The 17,117-nt window shown below is 65.2% G+C and carries 13 protein-coding genes; 7 read left to right on the forward strand and 6 right to left on the reverse strand.

Features of this window, described 5'->3' with window-relative positions:
• Positions 1–38 precede the first annotated feature (38 nt).
• From M8445_RS14980 to M8445_RS14995, 4 genes are all read left to right on the forward strand, one after another.
• Positions 39–434 (forward strand): hypothetical protein, encoded by a 396-nt coding sequence (locus M8445_RS14980; RefSeq protein WP_273988779.1) that lies wholly within the window; start codon positions 39–41, stop codon positions 432–434.
• A 75-nt stretch (positions 435–509) separates the two neighbouring features.
• Positions 510–2,354 carry a DUF262 domain-containing protein gene (locus tag M8445_RS14985; RefSeq protein ID WP_273988781.1) on the forward strand — a complete coding sequence of 615 codons (1,845 nt, stop codon included), beginning with the start codon at positions 510–512 and terminating at the stop codon, positions 2,352–2,354.
• A gap of 63 nt (positions 2,355–2,417) precedes the next feature.
• Positions 2,418–3,365, forward strand: coding sequence for an oxygen-dependent tRNA uridine(34) hydroxylase TrhO (gene trhO / locus M8445_RS14990; RefSeq protein ID WP_273988783.1), 948 nt, complete (start codon positions 2,418–2,420; stop codon positions 3,363–3,365).
• A gap of 10 nt (positions 3,366–3,375) precedes the next feature.
• Positions 3,376–3,996 carry a DUF305 domain-containing protein gene (locus M8445_RS14995; protein WP_273988784.1) on the forward strand — a complete coding sequence of 207 codons (621 nt, stop codon included), beginning with the start codon at positions 3,376–3,378 and terminating at the stop codon, positions 3,994–3,996.
• A gap of 28 nt (positions 3,997–4,024) precedes the next feature.
• Here the strand turns inward: M8445_RS14995 and M8445_RS15000 are convergent, their stop codons facing one another.
• From M8445_RS15000 to M8445_RS15010, 3 genes are all read right to left on the reverse strand, one after another.
• Positions 4,025–5,068, reverse strand: coding sequence for a hypothetical protein (locus M8445_RS15000; protein WP_273988785.1), 1,044 nt, complete (start codon positions 5,066–5,068; stop codon positions 4,025–4,027).
• A gap of 620 nt (positions 5,069–5,688) precedes the next feature.
• Complete coding sequence (locus tag M8445_RS15005) at positions 5,689–8,832, reverse strand: DEAD/DEAH box helicase (protein WP_273988787.1); 3,144 nt, start codon at positions 8,830–8,832, stop codon at positions 5,689–5,691.
• Positions 8,833–8,916: 84 nt separating this feature from the next.
• Positions 8,917–9,303 carry an MliC family protein gene (locus tag M8445_RS15010; RefSeq protein WP_273988788.1) on the reverse strand — a complete coding sequence of 129 codons (387 nt, stop codon included), beginning with the start codon at positions 9,301–9,303 and terminating at the stop codon, positions 8,917–8,919.
• 72 nt (positions 9,304–9,375) lie between these two features.
• Here M8445_RS15010 and M8445_RS15015 point away from each other — a divergent pair, with 72 nt between their 5' ends.
• Entirely contained in the window at positions 9,376–10,032 is a 657-nt protein-coding gene (locus M8445_RS15015; protein WP_273988789.1) for a DUF1345 domain-containing protein, read from the forward strand.
• 152 nt (positions 10,033–10,184) lie between these two features.
• Here M8445_RS15015 and M8445_RS15020 read toward each other — a convergent pair whose 3' ends face one another.
• From M8445_RS15020 to M8445_RS15030, 3 genes are all read right to left on the reverse strand, one after another.
• On the reverse strand, positions 10,185–10,979 hold the full coding sequence (locus M8445_RS15020; RefSeq protein WP_273988790.1) for an FAD binding domain-containing protein: 795 nt from the start codon (positions 10,977–10,979) through the stop codon (positions 10,185–10,187).
• 97 nt (positions 10,980–11,076) lie between these two features.
• Positions 11,077–13,467, reverse strand: coding sequence for a xanthine dehydrogenase family protein molybdopterin-binding subunit (locus M8445_RS15025; protein WP_273988791.1), 2,391 nt, complete (start codon positions 13,465–13,467; stop codon positions 11,077–11,079).
• Positions 13,468–13,607: 140 nt separating this feature from the next.
• Positions 13,608–14,093 (reverse strand): (2Fe-2S)-binding protein, encoded by a 486-nt coding sequence (locus M8445_RS15030; RefSeq protein WP_273988792.1) that lies wholly within the window; start codon positions 14,091–14,093, stop codon positions 13,608–13,610.
• Between the two features lie 503 nt (positions 14,094–14,596).
• Between M8445_RS15030 and M8445_RS15035 the strand changes: the two genes are divergently transcribed.
• The gene (locus tag M8445_RS15035) at positions 14,597–15,808 is read left to right on the forward strand and encodes a helix-turn-helix domain-containing protein (protein ID WP_273988794.1); all 1,212 of its coding nucleotides are present in this window, start codon (positions 14,597–14,599) and stop codon (positions 15,806–15,808) included.
• A gap of 158 nt (positions 15,809–15,966) precedes the next feature.
• The gene (locus M8445_RS15040; RefSeq protein ID WP_273987815.1) at positions 15,967–17,106 is read left to right on the forward strand and encodes an ISAs1 family transposase; all 1,140 of its coding nucleotides are present in this window, start codon (positions 15,967–15,969) and stop codon (positions 17,104–17,106) included.
• Positions 17,107–17,117: the final 11 nt, after the last annotated feature.

Genomic DNA, 17,117 nt, shown 5'->3' on the forward strand with positions numbered 1-17,117 from the left:
CGACAACGCCGCGAGCCACCGCCCGTTAAGCTACTTATATGACCGACAGTCTCATGGAGAGTCTGACCGACACCCCCACCGAAACCCCCGCGCAGGCCGCCGCCATCCGCGCCGGGTGGACGATCACCACCGTGATCCTGGGCGCGCTGCTGCTGACCAGCCTGACCAGCCTACTCGTCACGCTGTTCTCCGGTCGGGGCAGCGCCGGCCAGATCCGCTTCCTGCTGGAAGCCGCGCTGTGCTGGAACGTGTACCGGGGACACGGCTGGGCGCGCGCCCTGCTGGTGTTGATGCTGCTCGGCACGGGCGCGCTGCTGCTGAGCGCCGGGAATCCGTTCAGCACCGTCCTGGGGGTCGTGCCGCTGCTGGGCGCCGCCGCGCTGTGCTTCGTTCCGCAGGTGAACGCCTACTTCCGCTACGCCTCGAAGATGTAAAGGGCGCAAGTTATTATATTTTAATGCCAAATTTAGCACCCATAACTAATCGCTAATAATTAAAAGGAGTCCATTGTGTCCCAGTCGCACGACAACGCCAGCAGCGAAAGCTTGAAAAATCTTGTCGAACAGATAGATTCCGATAAACCGAAAATTCTTTTACCGGAATTTCAACGTGATTTTGTCTGGGAGATCGAACAAACCCATGCATTGTTTGATAGCTTAGTAAGGGGCATATTTGTTGGCTCTGTCATTTTTGGCAAGCCCTCCTTTGAAATGACACTTCGGAAAATCGATGATAGGCCCAGGAAAGGGAAGGGGAAAAATGCCCCCATAACTAGAATATCCTTTACCGAGGAACAAATAAAGAAATCTAGCCAAGTCGACGGCCTCAAAATCGTACTTGATGGGCAACAGAGAACCACCAGTATATATAGAGCATTAAAGGGAATAGACAAAGTCTTCTTTGCAGTAAGATCAGATGCGGATGTCTCTATTATTAAAGACTCAGATTTGGAAAATGCCATGCACCCACATCTCGGCATAACTGGCGAGGACCATGAAGACTTTGTCTGCATACCACTGCATTTTGCGTTTGAGTATATGATAAATGCTCCTTTTGATGATGAAGTGAAAGAATATTTCATAAAAAATACCAAACTAGGCTCTAAGCTTAACAATAGCGGCGACACGGAAAATGTAAATTACCACTTCCGAATATTTCGGCAGATGCTTCCGAAGTTCAAGACAATGTTTGAGCAGCCGCAATTGTTATCATATTATCTTCTGGATATGAGTCTCGATAAATTTACAACTTTCTTCGAAAGGAGCAATTCAAAGGGAATACAGCTCAATTTCACGGACATCTTGGCGGCAAAGGTTTTTGGCTCCTTTAACTTGCGTGACGCATTCGAAAAATTTAGCGAAACGCATAAAGGTATGCCGGTAAATAGAGAATTGATGGTTAGAGCGACCGCCCTGATGACTGGCAGATTTTCGGATAAAATCGAAAAATCGAAGCTTCTTACCGAATTGAAGGCAGATGATTTTATAGCGCATTGGGATGACGTAGTGGAATTGCATGATAGGGCTCTCGCATTTTTAATAGAGCAAAGATTTGCAATTGCGGTCAAATGGCTCCCCTACGATAATATGCTCATTCCTCTTATGATGTTCTACAGAGAGTTAGATAACATCAATAGCGGCAGCTTAAATCATTCGCAATACACATTTATAAGATGGTGGTATTGGGCGTCGGTATTCTCAGAAAGATACACTGCTGCTTCAAACGAAAAAATTACTGCTGATGTGAAAATACTGCAAAAAATTGCGCGCGGCGAGCACATAGAGGCCAACTACTTCTTGAGGTTTAGGCCCTCTATTGATGATGCGGAAGAGCTCGTTTCATATAACAGATCACAGAGCGCTATATATCGTGGTGTCCTCAACTTGGTGCATTTTGCCTCATCAGGATTGAGAGACTGGACGAACGGAGGATTGATATCGACAGGGCACCTCGGCTCGAAAGAACTTCAAGATCATCACTTCTTCCCGAAAGGATTCCTGAAGAAGACAGCAAACTCTCAAGACTGCTCAGATTATGAGGTTGACGTCATCAAAGATTGTGTTCTAAACAGAGTCCTTATGCCAAAAGACACAAATCTGAAAATCAGCGATAAAATGCCATATGATTACTTGGTAGATTTGAAGAAGAAAAATCCAAATATCGAAGACAGTCTCAAATCACATATGGTTCCACTGGAATTGATTTCTGATTCACAGGCTAGTTATAAAATAAAACATATGCTCATAAAGAGAGGGATGGAAATATTAAAAAATATAAGACACGAAACCATAGAGGCCGAACCTAACATTCGACTGCAATTTACTGTCGAGTCAACATCGCGCCCAAATAGCTGAATAGATAAATCATCCGATTTTCAGATAGAGAACATCTGCTAATTTACCGTTATCATGCGGGGGATGTCTGCGCCCCACCCTGCCCCTTCCCTGCCCGACGCTCCCTCCGATCCCACCCCCCGGCCCGCCTTCGTGGTGGCGGCGCTGTATCAGTTCCGGGTGGTGGCCGACCCGGCGGGCCTGCGCGAGCGGCTGCTGCCGCTGGGGGCCGCGCACGGCCTGTGCGGCACGCTGATCGTGGCGTCCGAGGGCATCAACGGCACGGTCGCTGGGAGCCGCGCGGGCATTGACGCGCTGCACGGGGCGCTGCTGGCCGAGGGGTTCACGGGCCTGGAGTACAAGGAATCCGGGGCCAGCGAGCAGCCGTTCCGGCGCTTCAAGGTGCGCGTGAAAGCCGAGATCGTGACGATGGGCGCGGCGGTCGAACCGACCCGGGAGGCCGGGCAGTACGTGGCCCCGCACGACTGGAACGCACTGATCAGCGCGCCGGACGTGGTCGTGATCGACACCCGCAACCGCTACGAGGTGAAAGCCGGGACGTTCCGGGGTGCGCTGGACCCTGGGATCGATTCGTTCCGGGAATTCCCGGCGTGGCTGGACGCACATGCCGCCGAGCTGGAAGGCAAGCGCGTGGCGATGTTCTGCACCGGGGGTATCCGCTGTGAGAAGAGCACCAGCCTGCTGCGCCAGCGCGGGTACGCGGACGTGTTTCACCTGCAGGGCGGGATCCTGCAGTATCTGGAGGACGTGCCCGAGGAGGACAGCCGCTGGGACGGCGAGTGCTTCGTGTTCGACGGCCGCGTGACCGTCGGGCACGGCCTGCGCGAGGGCGGGGCCGTGATGTGCCACTCGTGCGGGTGGCCGCTGGACGAGCAGGAACGCACGGACGCGCTGTTCGAGGAGGGCGTCAGCTGCCGCCACTGCCACGCGCAGACCACGCCGGAGCAGAAGGCGGCGTTCCGGGCGCGGCAACGGCACTTCGACCGGCAGGCGACCACCACCGCCCCGTGAAGGCAGCCGCGTGAGGCGCCTGGCGGCGGGCGTACTGGCGGCGCTGCTGCTGGGCGGCGGGGCGCTGCTGGCCCTCACGCCCCGGCAGGCACCGCCCACCCCGCAGAGCGCCGAGGTGACGTTCGTGCGCGGCATGATCCCCCACCACGCCCAGGCGATCACGATGGCACAGGCCCTGCGGCGGCGTTCCGGGGACCGCACGCTGCGCTCGCTGGCGCTGGATATCGAGCTGGGGCAGCAGGAACAGATCCGGCAGATGCAGGGCTGGCTGCACCTGTGGAACCTGCCGCCCGTGGACCCGGCCGCGCCCCTGCCCGCCGCGCACGCCCGGATGATGGGCATGGCGTCACCCGCCGAACTGAATGCCCTGAACACCCGGCCCGTTCCGGAAGCCGAAACGCTGTTCGTGCAACTGATGATCCGCCACCACCAGGGAGCGCTGGTCATGGCGCGGCCCGCGCTGGACGGCGGTGTACGCCCACAGGTGCAGTTGCTGGCGCGGCAGATCACGGGTACGCAACGCGGCGAGATCACCGCACTGAGCGCCCTGCTGCGGCGGCGCGACCAGACCCCGCTGCCGCCCCCGCCGGGACTGGAAACGGACAGCGTCGCCCCCGTCCACCATCACTGATAGAGGAAAACCAGCCGCAACCTCCTCCCTACTCCTCCAGCGCCTGCGGGGGCAGCGGCGCGGGGAACACCAGGGCACTCAGGGCCACGCCGCCCAGGCCGGTCATGACCGCCACGCCCAGCCACAGTTCCAGGCTCAGGTTACTCAGGCCCAGGCGCACGGCCCCGCCCAGGTACGGCACCCACACGCACAGCGGCAGCAGGAACGCGAAGGCCCGCACCTGCCACACCCGCGCGGCACTGGGGCGCAGCAGGGCATGCAGCGCGTCGGCCAGCAGGCCACTGAACGCCGCCAGCAGCGGTACCCGCCACTCGCCGGGCGCCAGCATGAAACTCATGCCCAGATTCGTCACGAAGTACATGACCGTCACCGCCCCGAACGGCAACGCGAACCGGCGCAGGATCAGCAGGACCGGCGCGGTCATGATCAGCGCCGTCAGCAGGATCGCGCTCAGTTCGCCGCGCGTCTGCACCCAGCCCAACCCCTGCGGGACGGTCATCAGGCCCCACAGGTACATGTGCATGAACGCCGTGGCCGCCAGCAGGGACGTGCCGGACAGCGCCGCCACCCACCGCACACCTCCCGCCGCCGTGCGCGCCGCCGGGGACCGCCACGCCGCGTTCAGGGGCGACGCCACGATCAGGGCCGCGCCCGCGAACAGCAGCAGGTGCGTGGGCGACAGCAGCGCCTCAATCCCCACCTCGATCCCGAACGCGGTGTGCCACCCCATGTCCCCCAGCCCGCCCAGCCCGAACAACGGCACACCCAACGCCGCCAGATGGTACCCCTCCGGGAACGCCGCCAGACTGCGCCGCCCCCGCCGCCACCCACGCGACGCCAGCAACAGACACCAGCCCGCCACGGCCAGGAACCCGCTGTAGAACAGCGCGTGCCACGGCGTGAAGAAAGTCTCCAGCGACTCCCCGAACTGGTTGTGCGCCCACCCATCCACGAAGATCCCGCCCAGCAACCACCAGCCCAGCGCGATGGTCAGCAGGTTCTGCCGCGTTGAGGCGCGGTACGCAGCGTCGGCCGGTACAGCCTCCGCCACTGGGGGCGAAACGGTGGTCATGCCCTCAGTGTACCGGGGGCCGTGCCCGTTCTCCGAGCAGGCAAGCGATATCGCCTGCTTCCCCCGGAGTTGAGGTGGAAGGTGGGCGCCTAGCGGCGGGCCTCCCCACCCCCCAGCCCCCTACCCCAAAGGGGCAGGGGGGGCAACGTTGCACTGGGCAGGTATTTCACGGATTTTTTGGGGGAGGATTGGACGGGCACGGCCACGTCCTAGACGCCATCCTCCGCCCCCGCGCCGTTCGCCCCGCGCGCTTCGCGCACGACGGGCCGCGTCGCCACGATGGTTGCGTGGCTATGTGGCTTGGTGCGTGCTGGAAGGTTCTACTTTCTGGGCCTCCGCAAAAGCTTGGTTTTCAAAGTAGATCAGCGGCGTTCAGCAAGGCACCCTGCCAGCCACCGCAGACCACCACCGGCCGTCGTGCGCGCAGCGCGCGGGCCTTCCACCGGAGGCGGCAGGATGGCGTCGAAGCCGAACACGTCACCGCCCACAGCAACCCCGCCGCACCAGTAAAACCTCTTGCCCAGTGCAACGCCTGCTCCCCCTGCCCCTCTGGGGGAGGGGGCTGGGGGGTGGGGCAGCACACGGGAACCCCGCCGCCAGGCGCCCACCTTCCAGGTCATCTACCCGAAGTACCCGAGCAGGTCGATCAGCGTGCGGGCGTAATCATTGGGTTTGATGCCGCGTTTTTCGAGTTTCACGCTGGGCGGGAAGGTGACGACTTCGGTCTTGAAGGGGAAGGCGCGCAGGCCGGGCGCGTCGTAGTCGAGGGTCTTGTAGGCGAAGGTGATCTGGATCTGGGTCATGGTTTCGCCGATGCTCAGGACGCGGCGGGCGGCGGCGGTGAGGCGGAGTTTGGCGAGGTCGATGAAGTTCTGCACTTCGGGGGTGGGGGGGCCGTACTTTTTGCGCAGGTCGCGTTCGACGCGGCTGATGGCCTGGAGGGTGCGGCTTTCGCTGAGGCGGCCGTAGGTGGCGATGCGGGCTTCCTCGTCGCTTTTGCCGTCGGCGGTGAGGAAGTACTCGGGCGACAGGCGGGCGTCGATGGGCAGGTCGATGCTGATGTTGACGGGTCCCTCGATCTTCTCGCCCTTGAGTTTGGCGACGGCCTCGGCCAGCAGTTCGGTGTACACGTCGATGGAGACGGCCTGCACGTGCCCGTGCTGTTCTTCGCCTAGGATGTTGCCCACGCCGCGAATTTCCATGTCCTTCTCGGCCAGCAGGTGCCCGCTGCCGAGGTCCTGGAGGTCCGCGATGGCCCACAGGCGGCGCTGGGCGTTCTCGGTCATGCGGGGCGGGTAGAACAGGTAGGCATAGGCGGTCTGGGCGCGGCGGCCCACGCGGCCACGCAGCTGGTACAGCTGGGCGAGGCCGAGGCGGTCGCTGCGTTCGATCAGGATGGTGTTCGCTTCAGGGATGTCCAGGCCGGTTTCAACGATGGTGGTGGCGAGCAGCACGTCGAAGGCGCCCTGCTCGAAGCCGAGCATGATCTCCTCGAGTTCTTCCTCGTTCATGCGGCCGTGCGCGACGCCGATGCGGGCCTCGGGGACGAGGTTACGCAGGTAGAGGCTGCGCGCGCCGATGCTGGCGATGCGGTCGTGGATGTAGAAGACCTTGCCGCCGCGCTCGATTTCCGTGAGGATCGCGTCGCGCACCGTGATCGGATCGAAGGGGGCGAGGACGGTCTGGATGGGTTTGCGGCCCTTGGGTGGCGTCTGGATGGAGCTCATGTCGCGCAGGCCGACCATGCTCATGTACAGCGTGCGGGGGATGGGCGTGGCGGACAGGGCCAGGGTGTCCACGGCGCGGGCGTCCTGTGGAATGTCGATCTTGCCGTCCCTGGCGGTGGGCGGCAGGCCCCGCAGCGCGCGGAGTTTTTCTTTCTGGCCGACGCCGAAGCGGTGTTCCTCGTCGACGATGATCAGGCCCAGGTCGCGGAATTGCACGTCGCCGCTCAGGAGGCGGTGCGTGCCGATCAGGATGTCCACCTTGCCGGCAGCGGCGTCCGCGAGAATGCTGCGCGCCTGTTGCGGCGTCGTGAAGCGCGACAGGCCCTCCACGCGCACCGGCATGCCCTTGAAGCGTTCCACGAAGGTGCTGGTGTGCTGCTCGGCCAGCAGCGTGGTGGGCACCAGCACCGCGACCTGCTTGCCATGCCCGACGACGCGGTGCGCGGCGCGCAGGGCCACCTCGGTCTTCCCGAAGCCCACGTCGCCCGAGATGAGGCGGTCGGCGGGGTTGGCTTTCTCCAGGTCGCGCATGGTTTCTTTCAGGGCCGTTTTCTGGTCGGCGGTCAGTTCGAAGCTGAAGTTCTTCTCGATCTGCTCGTCCCATTCGGGCTGCGCGGGGAAGGCGTTGCCGGGCGTGACCTGCCGCGCCGCGTACTGCACCAGCAGTTTCCCGGCGACCTCCTCGGCATTCTTGCGGGCTTTCTCCTTGGCTTTCGCCCAGTCTTTCTTGTCGAAGGAACTTAAGCTGGGCGGGTCGTCCGTGGTGCCCGGGTGGCGGCGCAGGACCGGCAGTTGCTCGATGGGGACGCGCAGCGTCGCGCCGCCCCGGTACGTGAGGTTCAGGTAATCCCGCGTGACGCCCAGCACCTTCAGGGTTTCCAGGCCCTCAAACTGCCCGATGCCGTGCTCCGGGTGAATCAGGTAATCCCCGACGTGCAGGCCCAGCGCGTCCGTGACGGGTTTGCCGTTCAGGCGCTTGCCGCGCAGGGCGCTGCCCCCCTGGAAACCGTAGATCAGGTCCTCGGTGATGACGACCGTGTTGTGCTCGGGAATGACGAACCCGCCCTCACCGGCCGCGCGCAGGAAGCCCAGGCCGCCCTCCGGCACGCGCGGCACCTTCAGCCAGGGGATCTCGTGGGTGTTCAGCAGTTTGTCCGCGAGGTACGCGGCCGTGCGGTCGTGCCGCACCAGGATCAGCACGCGGTAGTTCGCCCCCCGCCACTCGTCCACGTCGCGTTCCAGGTCGCCCAGGCGGGCGCGGTAGAACGGCAGGGTCGTCAGGCCGGTATCCAGGTCCGGCAGGTCCAGCGCCGTGCGCCCGAAACTGGTGATTTCCCGCGCCGCCAGTTTCGGCCACAGTGTGTCGATCAGCACGCCCAGGCTGCTCGCGTAGAACTCCGGGGAATCCAGGAACACCCGCCCGGGCAGCAATTCCAGGCGCGTGGCGTCCCACTTCACCTCCGTCAGGTACTCGGCGGTGGGTTCCAGCGTGAAGCTCTGAGCTTTCTCGCCCGTCAGCGCGCCCGGCTTCAGGAACCGCAGGGTGTCCAGCTCGTCCCCGAAGAACTCCGCGCGCACCCACACGCCCTCCTCCGCCTCGGCTGGCAGGCCCAGGCCCGGCGCGAGCCGCAGTTCCAGCGTGTCGCCCTGAATCTCGAAGCCGGGCTCTTCCCCACGCTCGTAGCCCAGGCGTTCCAGGCGCGAGAGCAGTTCCTCACGCGGGTAGTTCGAGCCGACCCGCAGCGTCAGGGCGTGGTCCTCCGGGCGGGCCGGGAACAGGTCCAGCGCCGTGTTCACGTCCAGCACCACGTGCTCGTGCCGGGCGTCCCAGTCGCGCAGGCCCGGGTTCACGCTGACCGGCGCACCAAGCGCGCCCGCCGTGGCGTAACTGCCCAGGCGGTCCGGGGTGGTCAGCAGCACCGCCGGGCCAGGGAACGCCGCGAACAGCGCCGCCCGCGCCACCTGCGGCAACAACAGAAGATTCCCTGCCGGAGCGGCAGGCAGCAACTTGGAAAGATTGGGCGCGGCAACAGTCACCTGAAGAGTTTACGCGCCCCCGCGCGGAAAGACCGAGAGCGAACAGACGAGGCGGCGCTCAGCCGGCACCCGGCGGCCCGGCACTCAGCGGCCCGGGGTCTTACAGCCGGTCAGTAGCGTTTTCGTGGTCGTGGTGCTGTTGCCGGTGAAGGTACTCAGGGTCGCCACGCCCTGATGCTCCCACCACTGCAGCCCACCGCGTGCGCCCGCCGGGCCGCTGAGGCTGGCGTAGCGCGCGCCGCTCGCGCTGATCGCCTGCGCCAGCCCGTGCCGCTGCCCGTTCCAGTCGAGCATGGCGAACAGGGGGTCCTGGCCGAACTGCACGTAGTACACGCTCAGCTTCTTGCCGGCGTCGCAGGTGTACTGGAACACGCGGTAGTTCACCTGAACGGGCGGCGTGGCGGCCCCCGCCACCGACCCCATCACGACGCTGCCTGCCACCACACCAGCCCACCACAAACGAAGGTTCATGCGGCCACCCTAGGCCCCCCGCATGAAGGGAACCCGAGCGGCGCATGACAGGCTCCGGCGTATGCTCGCAGCATGCCACGCGACTGCAAGCCGCGCCCACACGCCGCCACGCGGCTGCTGATCGGCCTCGCCGCCGCTCTCATCGTCACCCTGCTCACCCCGCGCGAGTGGCTGCCGGAAGCCCGCACACTGACCGCCTGGGTCACCTTCTGCGTGACCGTGATGGCGCAGCTGTGGCCCGTCATGATGACGGCCGGACCCGAACGCACCCGCCAGCTCGCCACCCGCGAGGACGACACCCGCGCCGTCGCCGCGACCATCACCACCTTCACCGCCATCATCAGTCTGGTCGGCGTGATCTTCCTGCTGTCGGCCGCGCACGACCAGCGCGGTCTCCCGGAAATCCTCCTCACGGTCCTCGCGGTCCTGACGGTCGCCGCCTCGTGGCTGCTCGTTCAGACCGAGTACACCCTTCATTACGCCCGGAACTACTACCGTAACGGCCGCGGCGTCCAGTTCCTGCATGGCGACACGACCCTTCAGGAACCCACCTACTGGGACTTCGCGTACCTCAGCGTCACCATCGGCATGACGTATCAGGTCAGCGACACCAACCTCAACACCCGCAGCATGCGCCGGCTTCTGCTCGGGCACGCCCTGCTGTCCTTCGTGTTCGGCACCGTCATCATTGCCGTCACCATCAACGGCGTGGCCGGACTGATCCAGTAATACGGACTCCGGTTGAAAGGTTTGCAACAACCGTTCAATCCGAGCGGATGCGAGTGGGAGCCCTGCGGATTCCGGGCGTGGAGAGTGGGCAGGGTGGCGGCCACAGCAAACACCCGCCCTCACACTGGAGGGCGGGCGCAGGCTCTGTTCGCTCAGCCGAGGCGAACCAGGGCGCGGGCGGCGAGGATGTCCACGAGGTGCGCGCGGTACTCGGCGCTGGCGAAGCGGTCGCCGAGCAGGTCGCCCGCCTCGACGAGGCCGGTGGGGGCCGTGTTGCCGCCCTTCACGGCGTCTTCCAGAGCAGGGAGGCGGTGGGCGCGTTCGGCCGCGCCGGTGTACGCGGCGCGGACCTCGCCGCTGGCGTGCCGGGCAACGGCCAGACCGACGATGGCGTAGTGACTGGCGGGGTGCCGGAACTTCTCGTAGGCGCTGGCCTGGATGGTGGCGGGAACGCGGATGTGCGTGAGGAGTTCGCCGGGCTGCACGGCACTTTCGAACATCCCGACGAACATGTCGTCGGCGTGGACGGTGCGCTCGCCGCCGGGGCCACGGATGACGAATTCCACGCCCAGGGCCAGGGCGGCGGCGGGGTAGTCGGCGCTGGGGTCGGCGTGGGCCAGGGACCCGCCGATGGTGCCGCGGTTGCGGACCATGGGGTCACCGACCCAGCTGGCCACCTCGGGGAACAGGGGGAGGTCGCTGCGCAGCACCTCGGCGTGGGTGGTCATGGCGCCCACCACGTACCAGTCGCCGTCGCGGGTAATCCCTTTCATTTCCTGGATGCCCCAGATGTCCAGCAGGGCGGGCGGCTGCGCCAGCCTGAGTTTCATGGCGGGCAGCAGGCTGTGCCCGCCGGCAATGAGTTTCAGGTCGGGGTTCGCGGCGAGCGCGGCGATGGCCTGATCGACGCTGTCGGCTTTCTGGTAGTCGAAGCTGGCTGGATACATATATCCCTCCGTGATGGGGGTTGATGGTTGAGAGGTGATGGTTGATGGAGAAGGGACGGTCTGTTCTATCGACCATCAACCTTCACCCATCAACGGTTCAGTCGTCGGCGGCCTGTGGCTGGTTGCTGCGGGCGTCGCGGACGGCCTTCCAGACTTTCTCGGCGGTGTAGGGCATGTCGAGGTGCGCGATGCCGCACTCGTGCCACAGGGCGTCCATGACGGCGTTGGCGACGGCGGCGGTGCTGGCGATGGTGCCGGCCTCGCCGATGCCCTTGACGCCCAGGGGGTTGTGGGGGCTGGGGGTGACGGTGTGCCCCAGTTGGAAGGTGGGCACGTCGTCAGCGCGGGGCATGGCGTACTCCATGTACGTGCCGGCCAGCAGATTGCCGTCCTCGTCGTACGCGGCGTCTTCCAGCAGCGCCTGACCCATGCCCTGCGTGATGCCGCCGTGCACCTGTCCCTCGGCGATCAGGGGGTTGATCAGGGGGCCGCAGTCGTCGATGCAGCCGTAGTTGCGGAGTTTCACGTGGCCGGTGTCGGTGTCGATCTCGACGACGGCGATGTGCGTGCCGAAGGGGTACACGAAGTTCTTGGGGTCGTAGAAGGCGGTGGCTTCCAGGCCGGGTTCGAGGTCCTCGGGGTAGTTGTGCGCCAGGTGCGCCATCAGGGAGATGTCGAAGAAGGTCTTGCTCTTCTCGGGCGCGCCTTTGATGCGGAACACGCCGCCTTCGTGTTCGACGTCGTCCACGCTGGCTTCCAGGAGGTGCGCGGCGATCTTCTTCATCTTGGTGGTGATCTTCTGCAGGGCGACTTTCAGGGCGCTGCCGCCCACCGCCGCGCTGCGGCTGCCGTAGGTGCCCCAGCCGTAGGGCATGCGGCCGGTGTCACCGTGGATCAGGTCGATGTCCTCGATGGGAATCTGGAGTTCGTCGGCGGCGATCTGCGGGAACGCGGTCTCGTGGCCCTGGCCGTGGCTGTGGCTGCCAGTGAACAGCTCGACCTTGCCGGTGGGGTGCACGCGCACGAGGCTCGATTCCCACTGTCCGGCCTGCGCGCCGAGCTGCCCGACGAGGGCGCTGGGGGCCAGTCCGCAGGCTTCGAGGAACGAGATCAGGCCGACGCCCAGGATCTTGTTGCTGCCTTTCATGCGGGCCTGTTCCTCGCGCAGGGCCGGGTAGTTCATCATGGTCATGGCCTTGTCGAGGGCCGGCTCGTAGTTGCCGCTGTCGTACACGAGGGCCACGGGCGTCTGGTACGGGAACTCGTCTTCCTGAATGAAGTTCTGGCGGCGCAGTTCGGCGGGGTCCATGTTCAGTTCGTGCGCGGCGATGTCCACGATCCGCTCGACGAGGTAAGTGGCCTCGGGGCGGCCCGCGCCACGGTAGGCGTCGACGGGCACGGTGTTCGTCATGACGCCCGTGACCTTTGCGTGAATGGCGGGGATCTTGTACACGCCGTTCAGCAGCGTGGCGTACAGGTACGTGGGCACGGCGGGCGCGAACAGCGTCTGGTACGCGCCGAGGTTCGCCAGGGTGTTCACGCGGAAGCCCAGGATCTTGCCCTCGTTGCTCAGGGCCAGTTCGGCCTCGGTTTCGTGGTCGCGGCCCTGCGCGTCACTGACGAAGGCCTCGCTGCGCCGCGCGGTCCACTTGACGGGGCGGCCCAGCAATCTCGTGGCGAGCAGCACGATGACCTCTTCCTGGTACTGGAAGATCTTGGTGCCGAAGCCGCCGCCCACGTCGGGGCTGATGACGCGCAGTTTGTGTTCGGGGATGCTCATCACGAACGCCGCGAGGATCAGGCGGTGAATGTGGGGGTTCTGGCTGGTGGTGTACAGCAGGTACTCGCCGCTGGCGGGCGTGAACTGCGCGAGGCTGCTGCGCGGCTCGATGGGGTTGGCGATCAGGCGGTGGTTCTTCAGTTTCACGCTGACCTTGCGGGGCGCGGCCTTGAAGGCCTCGTTGGTGGCGGCCTCGTCTCCGATCTCGAAGTTGAAGGCCACGTTGCCGGGTACGTCGTCGTGCACCAGGGGCGCGCCCTCTTTCAGGGCGGCGCTGGCGGTCGAGACGGCAGGCAGCGCGTCGTAATCGACTTCCAGGGCGGCGGCGGCGTCCTCGGCCTGCGCGCGCGTCTCGGCGATCACGACGGCCACGATGTCCCCGACGTGGTTGGCTTCATCCAGCGCAATGGCGGGGTGCGCGGGGGTTTTCAGGTCCGGCAACAGCCACCCGACCGGGATGCTGCCCAGCCCGGCGTCCTTGACGTCCTGTCCGGTCAGCACGTGCACCACGCCGGGCAGGCCCGTCACGGATTCCTTGTTGATGCCGCCGATCTTCGCGTGCGCGTAGGGGCTGCGGACCATCGCGGCGTGCAGCGCGCCGGGAATCACGATGTCGTCGGTGTAGTTGCCGGTGCCCGTGATGAAACGCGGGTCTTCCTTGCGCTTGAGGGCCTGCCCGAAGTACTTCTCGGTCTTGGTGTCCGTCATGAGGTGGGACCTCCCTGGAGGGGGTGATGCGCTGAAGGGTAGGGCGGGATCGGGTCTCAGGGTTCAGGAAGCCGGGGGTGCGGCGTCCCGGATGTCCAGCGGGGGGACAGGGACGTACCGCCGTGACCCCTGAACGCCGTTCAGTCGTCGGCGGCGGCGGCGTTACCCTGCATGGCGCTGGCGGCGTGCTGCACGGCGCGGACGATGTTGTGGTAGCCGGTGCAGCGGCAGTAGTTGCCTTCGAGGTGGTGACGGATCTGGTCCTCGGTGGGGTTGGGGGTGTGCTTGAGCAGTTCGGCGGAACTCATGATCATGCCGGGCGTGCAGAACCCGCATTGCAGGCCGTGTTCTTCCCAGAAGCCGGTCTGGAGGGGGTGCAGGTCGGCGACGGTGCCGATGCCCTCGATGGTGGTGACGTCCATGCCGTCGGCCTGCACGGCCAGCAGGGTGCAGCTTTTCACGGCGTCGCCGTTCAGGTGCACGGTGCACGCGCCGCACTGGCTGGTGTCGCAGCCGACGTGCGTGCCGGTCAGGGCGAGTTCCTCGCGGATGAAGTGGACGAGGAGCGTTCTGGGTTCCACGTCGCGGGTGTAGGACTTGCCGTTCACGTTCACGGTGACGTTCATGGGTGCCTCCCTCAGGGACCTTGGGTCCTGTCGAGCTGGTGCGTTAAAGCTGGTGCGGCCGGTATCTGCCGGTGTCTGCGGCGCGCCGCAGCGAACGCCGGGAAAGGCGGAAGCAGCAACAGGGGAACCGACGCCGGAACTGAGTTGTGTGACCGGCCTTATTGAAACACAAAAAAGGTTGGAAAAGGGTGCCGGCCCGGCAGCGCCAGCAGGGGCGCCGGCCGGTGCGTGGGCCGGGCGTGGGCCAGTGTATGAGCCGGTGCAGCGGCAGTGCCGGTGGGGGCGGCGCGTGGTAGGTTGGTGGGGTCAAGCAAGTGGGTGTCACCGGGTGCGGCGCGGGCCGCAGGTCCGGGTGACGGGGTTCCTTTCCGGAGGGTTCCAGTCTGGTGGGCCGGGTCCGCGAATAAGGCTTAACGGTCGGGCCTGTGGAGTGCGCGTTCTGCCGCTTTCCGTGGGGGCGGGGTGATGGGCGCGGGTGCAGAACGGGAGGTTATCGGGGCGGCATGAACGAGCGACTCGTACTGGAAAGGCAGCGGCGCGTCACGGCCTGGAACCGCTTCGTGGCGCGCGGCGGCGCAGGTGGCGCGGCGGGCGTGAGCCGCGCGGCGGGGGACGTGCCCTCGGGCGTGCTGGCCTCCTGGGGCCGGTCGGCGCTGACGGTCTCGCCGGACTGCGTGACGGCCCCCGTGTCCGATCAGGGGCCGGCGTGGACGGGTTCGCCGCTGGAGTTCGCCACGCGGTCCCTGCGGCCCGAACTGGGCACGCTGGCGCAGGACGGGGACCTGATGGTGGCGCTGGCCGACACGCGCGGGCAGCTGCTCTGGACGGCCGGCAGTCCCCGCATGCAGCGGCTGGGGCGGGCGCTGAATTTCGTGCCCGGCGGTCACTGGGACGAGTGCAGCGTGGGCACCAACGCGCTGGCGCTGGCGCTGCGGGAACGGCAGGCGGTGCGGGTGTTCGCCGCCGAGCATTACGTGCGGGCCGTGCATGACTGGGTGTGTTACTGTGCGCCGCTGCGGGACGCGCGCGGGTCGCTGCTGGGCGTGCTGAACCTGAGTACCGTGTGGGATCAGAGTACGCCGCTGGGACTGGCGAGCGCGCAGCATTACGCGCAGCGGATCGAGGCGCAGCTGGCGCAGCAGGACGTGCCGGCAGGCGTGCAGGTGCGGCTGTGCGGCGCGCCCAGCGTGCACCTGGGGGGCCGTAGCCTGCACCTGACGCCCCGGCAACTGGAACTGCTGACCGTGCTGGCCCTGCACCCGGACGGCCTGACGCTGGACGCCCTGCACGCGCACATGTACGGGGACGCGCCGATCAGTTCCAGCACCCTGAAGTCCGAGGTCAGCACCCTGCGGGGGCTGCTGGGCGGGCAGATCGCGTCGCGGCCGTACCGGCTGAGCGTGGCGGTGGATCTGGACCTGCTGCGGGTGGAGCGGCTGCTGCTGTGCGGTGACGTGAACGGCGCGCTGGACCTGTTCGACGGGCCGCCGCTGCCGGTCAGCGAGTCGCCGCTGCTGTCGTACTGGCGCTCGTACCTGGACGGAGCGCTGCGCCGGGCGGTGTGCGGGCTGCGGGACCCGGCGCTGCTGTGGCGGTACGCGGCCCGCTTCGATGATCTGGAGGTGCTGGCGCTGCTGGAGTCGCTGCTAGGACCGCAGGATCCCCGGCGGGAGGTGGTGCGGGCGCGGCACGCGGCGCTGCTGCGCGAAGAGTGACGGACGTCCGCGGGGCCGGGCCCTGCTTCCTGTAGAGTGGCGCGGCACAGAGATGATTCTGCAGGTCCCGGTGGGCGCGCAGGCCGCGCGGCGCGGACGTTATCCCTTCACGCGGTGAAGCAGGGGCAACTCACGTCGAGAGATGAGAGTCTGACGGCATGTCCGACGAGCAACTAAAACTGGCCGCCGCGATCTTCGCTGATCTGCCGGATCAGCGACACCACCGTGGGCTGAACCACAGCCTCGTGAACATCGTCGTCATGGCTCTCTGCGCTGTCATGAGTGGCGCCGACACCTTCCCGGAGATTCAGACGTTCGTGCAGTCCAAACGGGAATGGTTCCTACGCTTTCTCGATTTCAGGCGTGTCCCCGATCATGAAACCTTCCGACGGGTCCTCTCGAAGCTGGACCCCACCGCCTTCCAGTCCAGCGCGCTGGACTGGGTCAAGCAGGCGGTTGGCGGCAAGCTTGAAGGGGACATCATCAGCATTGACGGCAAGCGGCTCCGTGGCACCTCGGCCCACGAAGTTCAGGGCATTCACATGGTGAACGTGTGGGCTGCACGGCAGGGCCTCTGTCTGAGTGCTCAGGCCGTCAAGGGCAAGCAGAACGAACTCTCCACCTTGCCCAGTGTGCTCGACACGCTGGCGTATCTGGACGTGGCCGGGTGCATCGTGACGATCGACGCGATGGGCACCCAGCGGACGGTGGCGAGGAAGTTGGTTGCGCTCCAAGCGCAGTACGTTCTGGCTCTGAAGGGCAATCAGGACACGTTGTTTGAGGATGTCCAGGAGATGTTCGACGACGCTTCGCGTCGTCTGTTTGCGGACACGGCACTCCTGGGAGTCAGCACCTGGGATGATCGTCGGCGGGATGAGCGGCGGACCTGCTGGGTGTTGCCTGCAAGCCCGGATCTGGATGATCACGAGTGGCCGGGCTTGCAGAGTGTCGCGCTGATTGAAAGTTCCAGGCTCGTGAAGGGCAAACGGGTGTCGCAGCGGAGGTTGTTCCTGTGCTCGTTTGCACCGGACCCGCTGACCGCGTTACACGCGGTCAGGACGCACTGGCAGGTGGAGAACTCGTTGCATTGGGTGCTGGATGTTGCCTTTGCGGAAGATGCCAACGTGACAGTCGCGGATCACGGTGCCGAGAACCTGGCGGTGCTCAGACGGTGGGCCTTGAATCTGATGCGTCAGGAGGGGTCAGTGGGTGCGATCAACAAAAACCGCAAACGTGCAGGCTGGGATGATCTGTACCGTGACGGCCTTCTGCAGCAACTCCGCCCTGACCCGACGTGAGTTGCCCCTGC

The sequence above is a fragment of the Deinococcus aquaticus genome (assembly GCF_028622095.1).
Classification (GTDB): Bacteria; Deinococcota; Deinococci; order Deinococcales; family Deinococcaceae; genus Deinococcus; species Deinococcus aquaticus.

Excerpts from the sequence above, each read along its gene's own strand:
- M8445_RS15015 (WP_273988789.1), top strand. The coding sequence starts at position 9,376 with ATGCCACGCGACTGCAAGCCGCGCCCACACGCCGCCACGCGGCTGCTG.
- trhO (WP_273988783.1), top strand. The coding sequence starts at position 2,418 with ATGTCTGCGCCCCACCCTGCCCCTTCCCTGCCCGACGCTCCCTCCGAT.
- M8445_RS14980 (WP_273988779.1), top strand. The coding sequence starts at position 39 with ATGACCGACAGTCTCATGGAGAGTCTGACCGACACCCCCACCGAAACC.
- M8445_RS15040 (WP_273987815.1), top strand. The coding sequence starts at position 15,967 with ATGTCCGACGAGCAACTAAAACTGGCCGCCGCGATCTTCGCTGATCTG.
- M8445_RS15035 (WP_273988794.1), top strand. The coding sequence starts at position 14,597 with ATGAACGAGCGACTCGTACTGGAAAGGCAGCGGCGCGTCACGGCCTGG.
- M8445_RS15010 (WP_273988788.1), bottom strand. The coding sequence starts at position 9,303 with ATGAACCTTCGTTTGTGGTGGGCTGGTGTGGTGGCAGGCAGCGTCGTG.
- M8445_RS15025 (WP_273988791.1), bottom strand. The coding sequence starts at position 13,467 with ATGACGGACACCAAGACCGAGAAGTACTTCGGGCAGGCCCTCAAGCGC.
- M8445_RS15000 (WP_273988785.1), bottom strand. The coding sequence starts at position 5,068 with ATGACCACCGTTTCGCCCCCAGTGGCGGAGGCTGTACCGGCCGACGCT.
- M8445_RS15020 (WP_273988790.1), bottom strand. The coding sequence starts at position 10,979 with ATGTATCCAGCCAGCTTCGACTACCAGAAAGCCGACAGCGTCGATCAG.
- M8445_RS15030 (WP_273988792.1), bottom strand. The coding sequence starts at position 14,093 with ATGAACGTCACCGTGAACGTGAACGGCAAGTCCTACACCCGCGACGTG.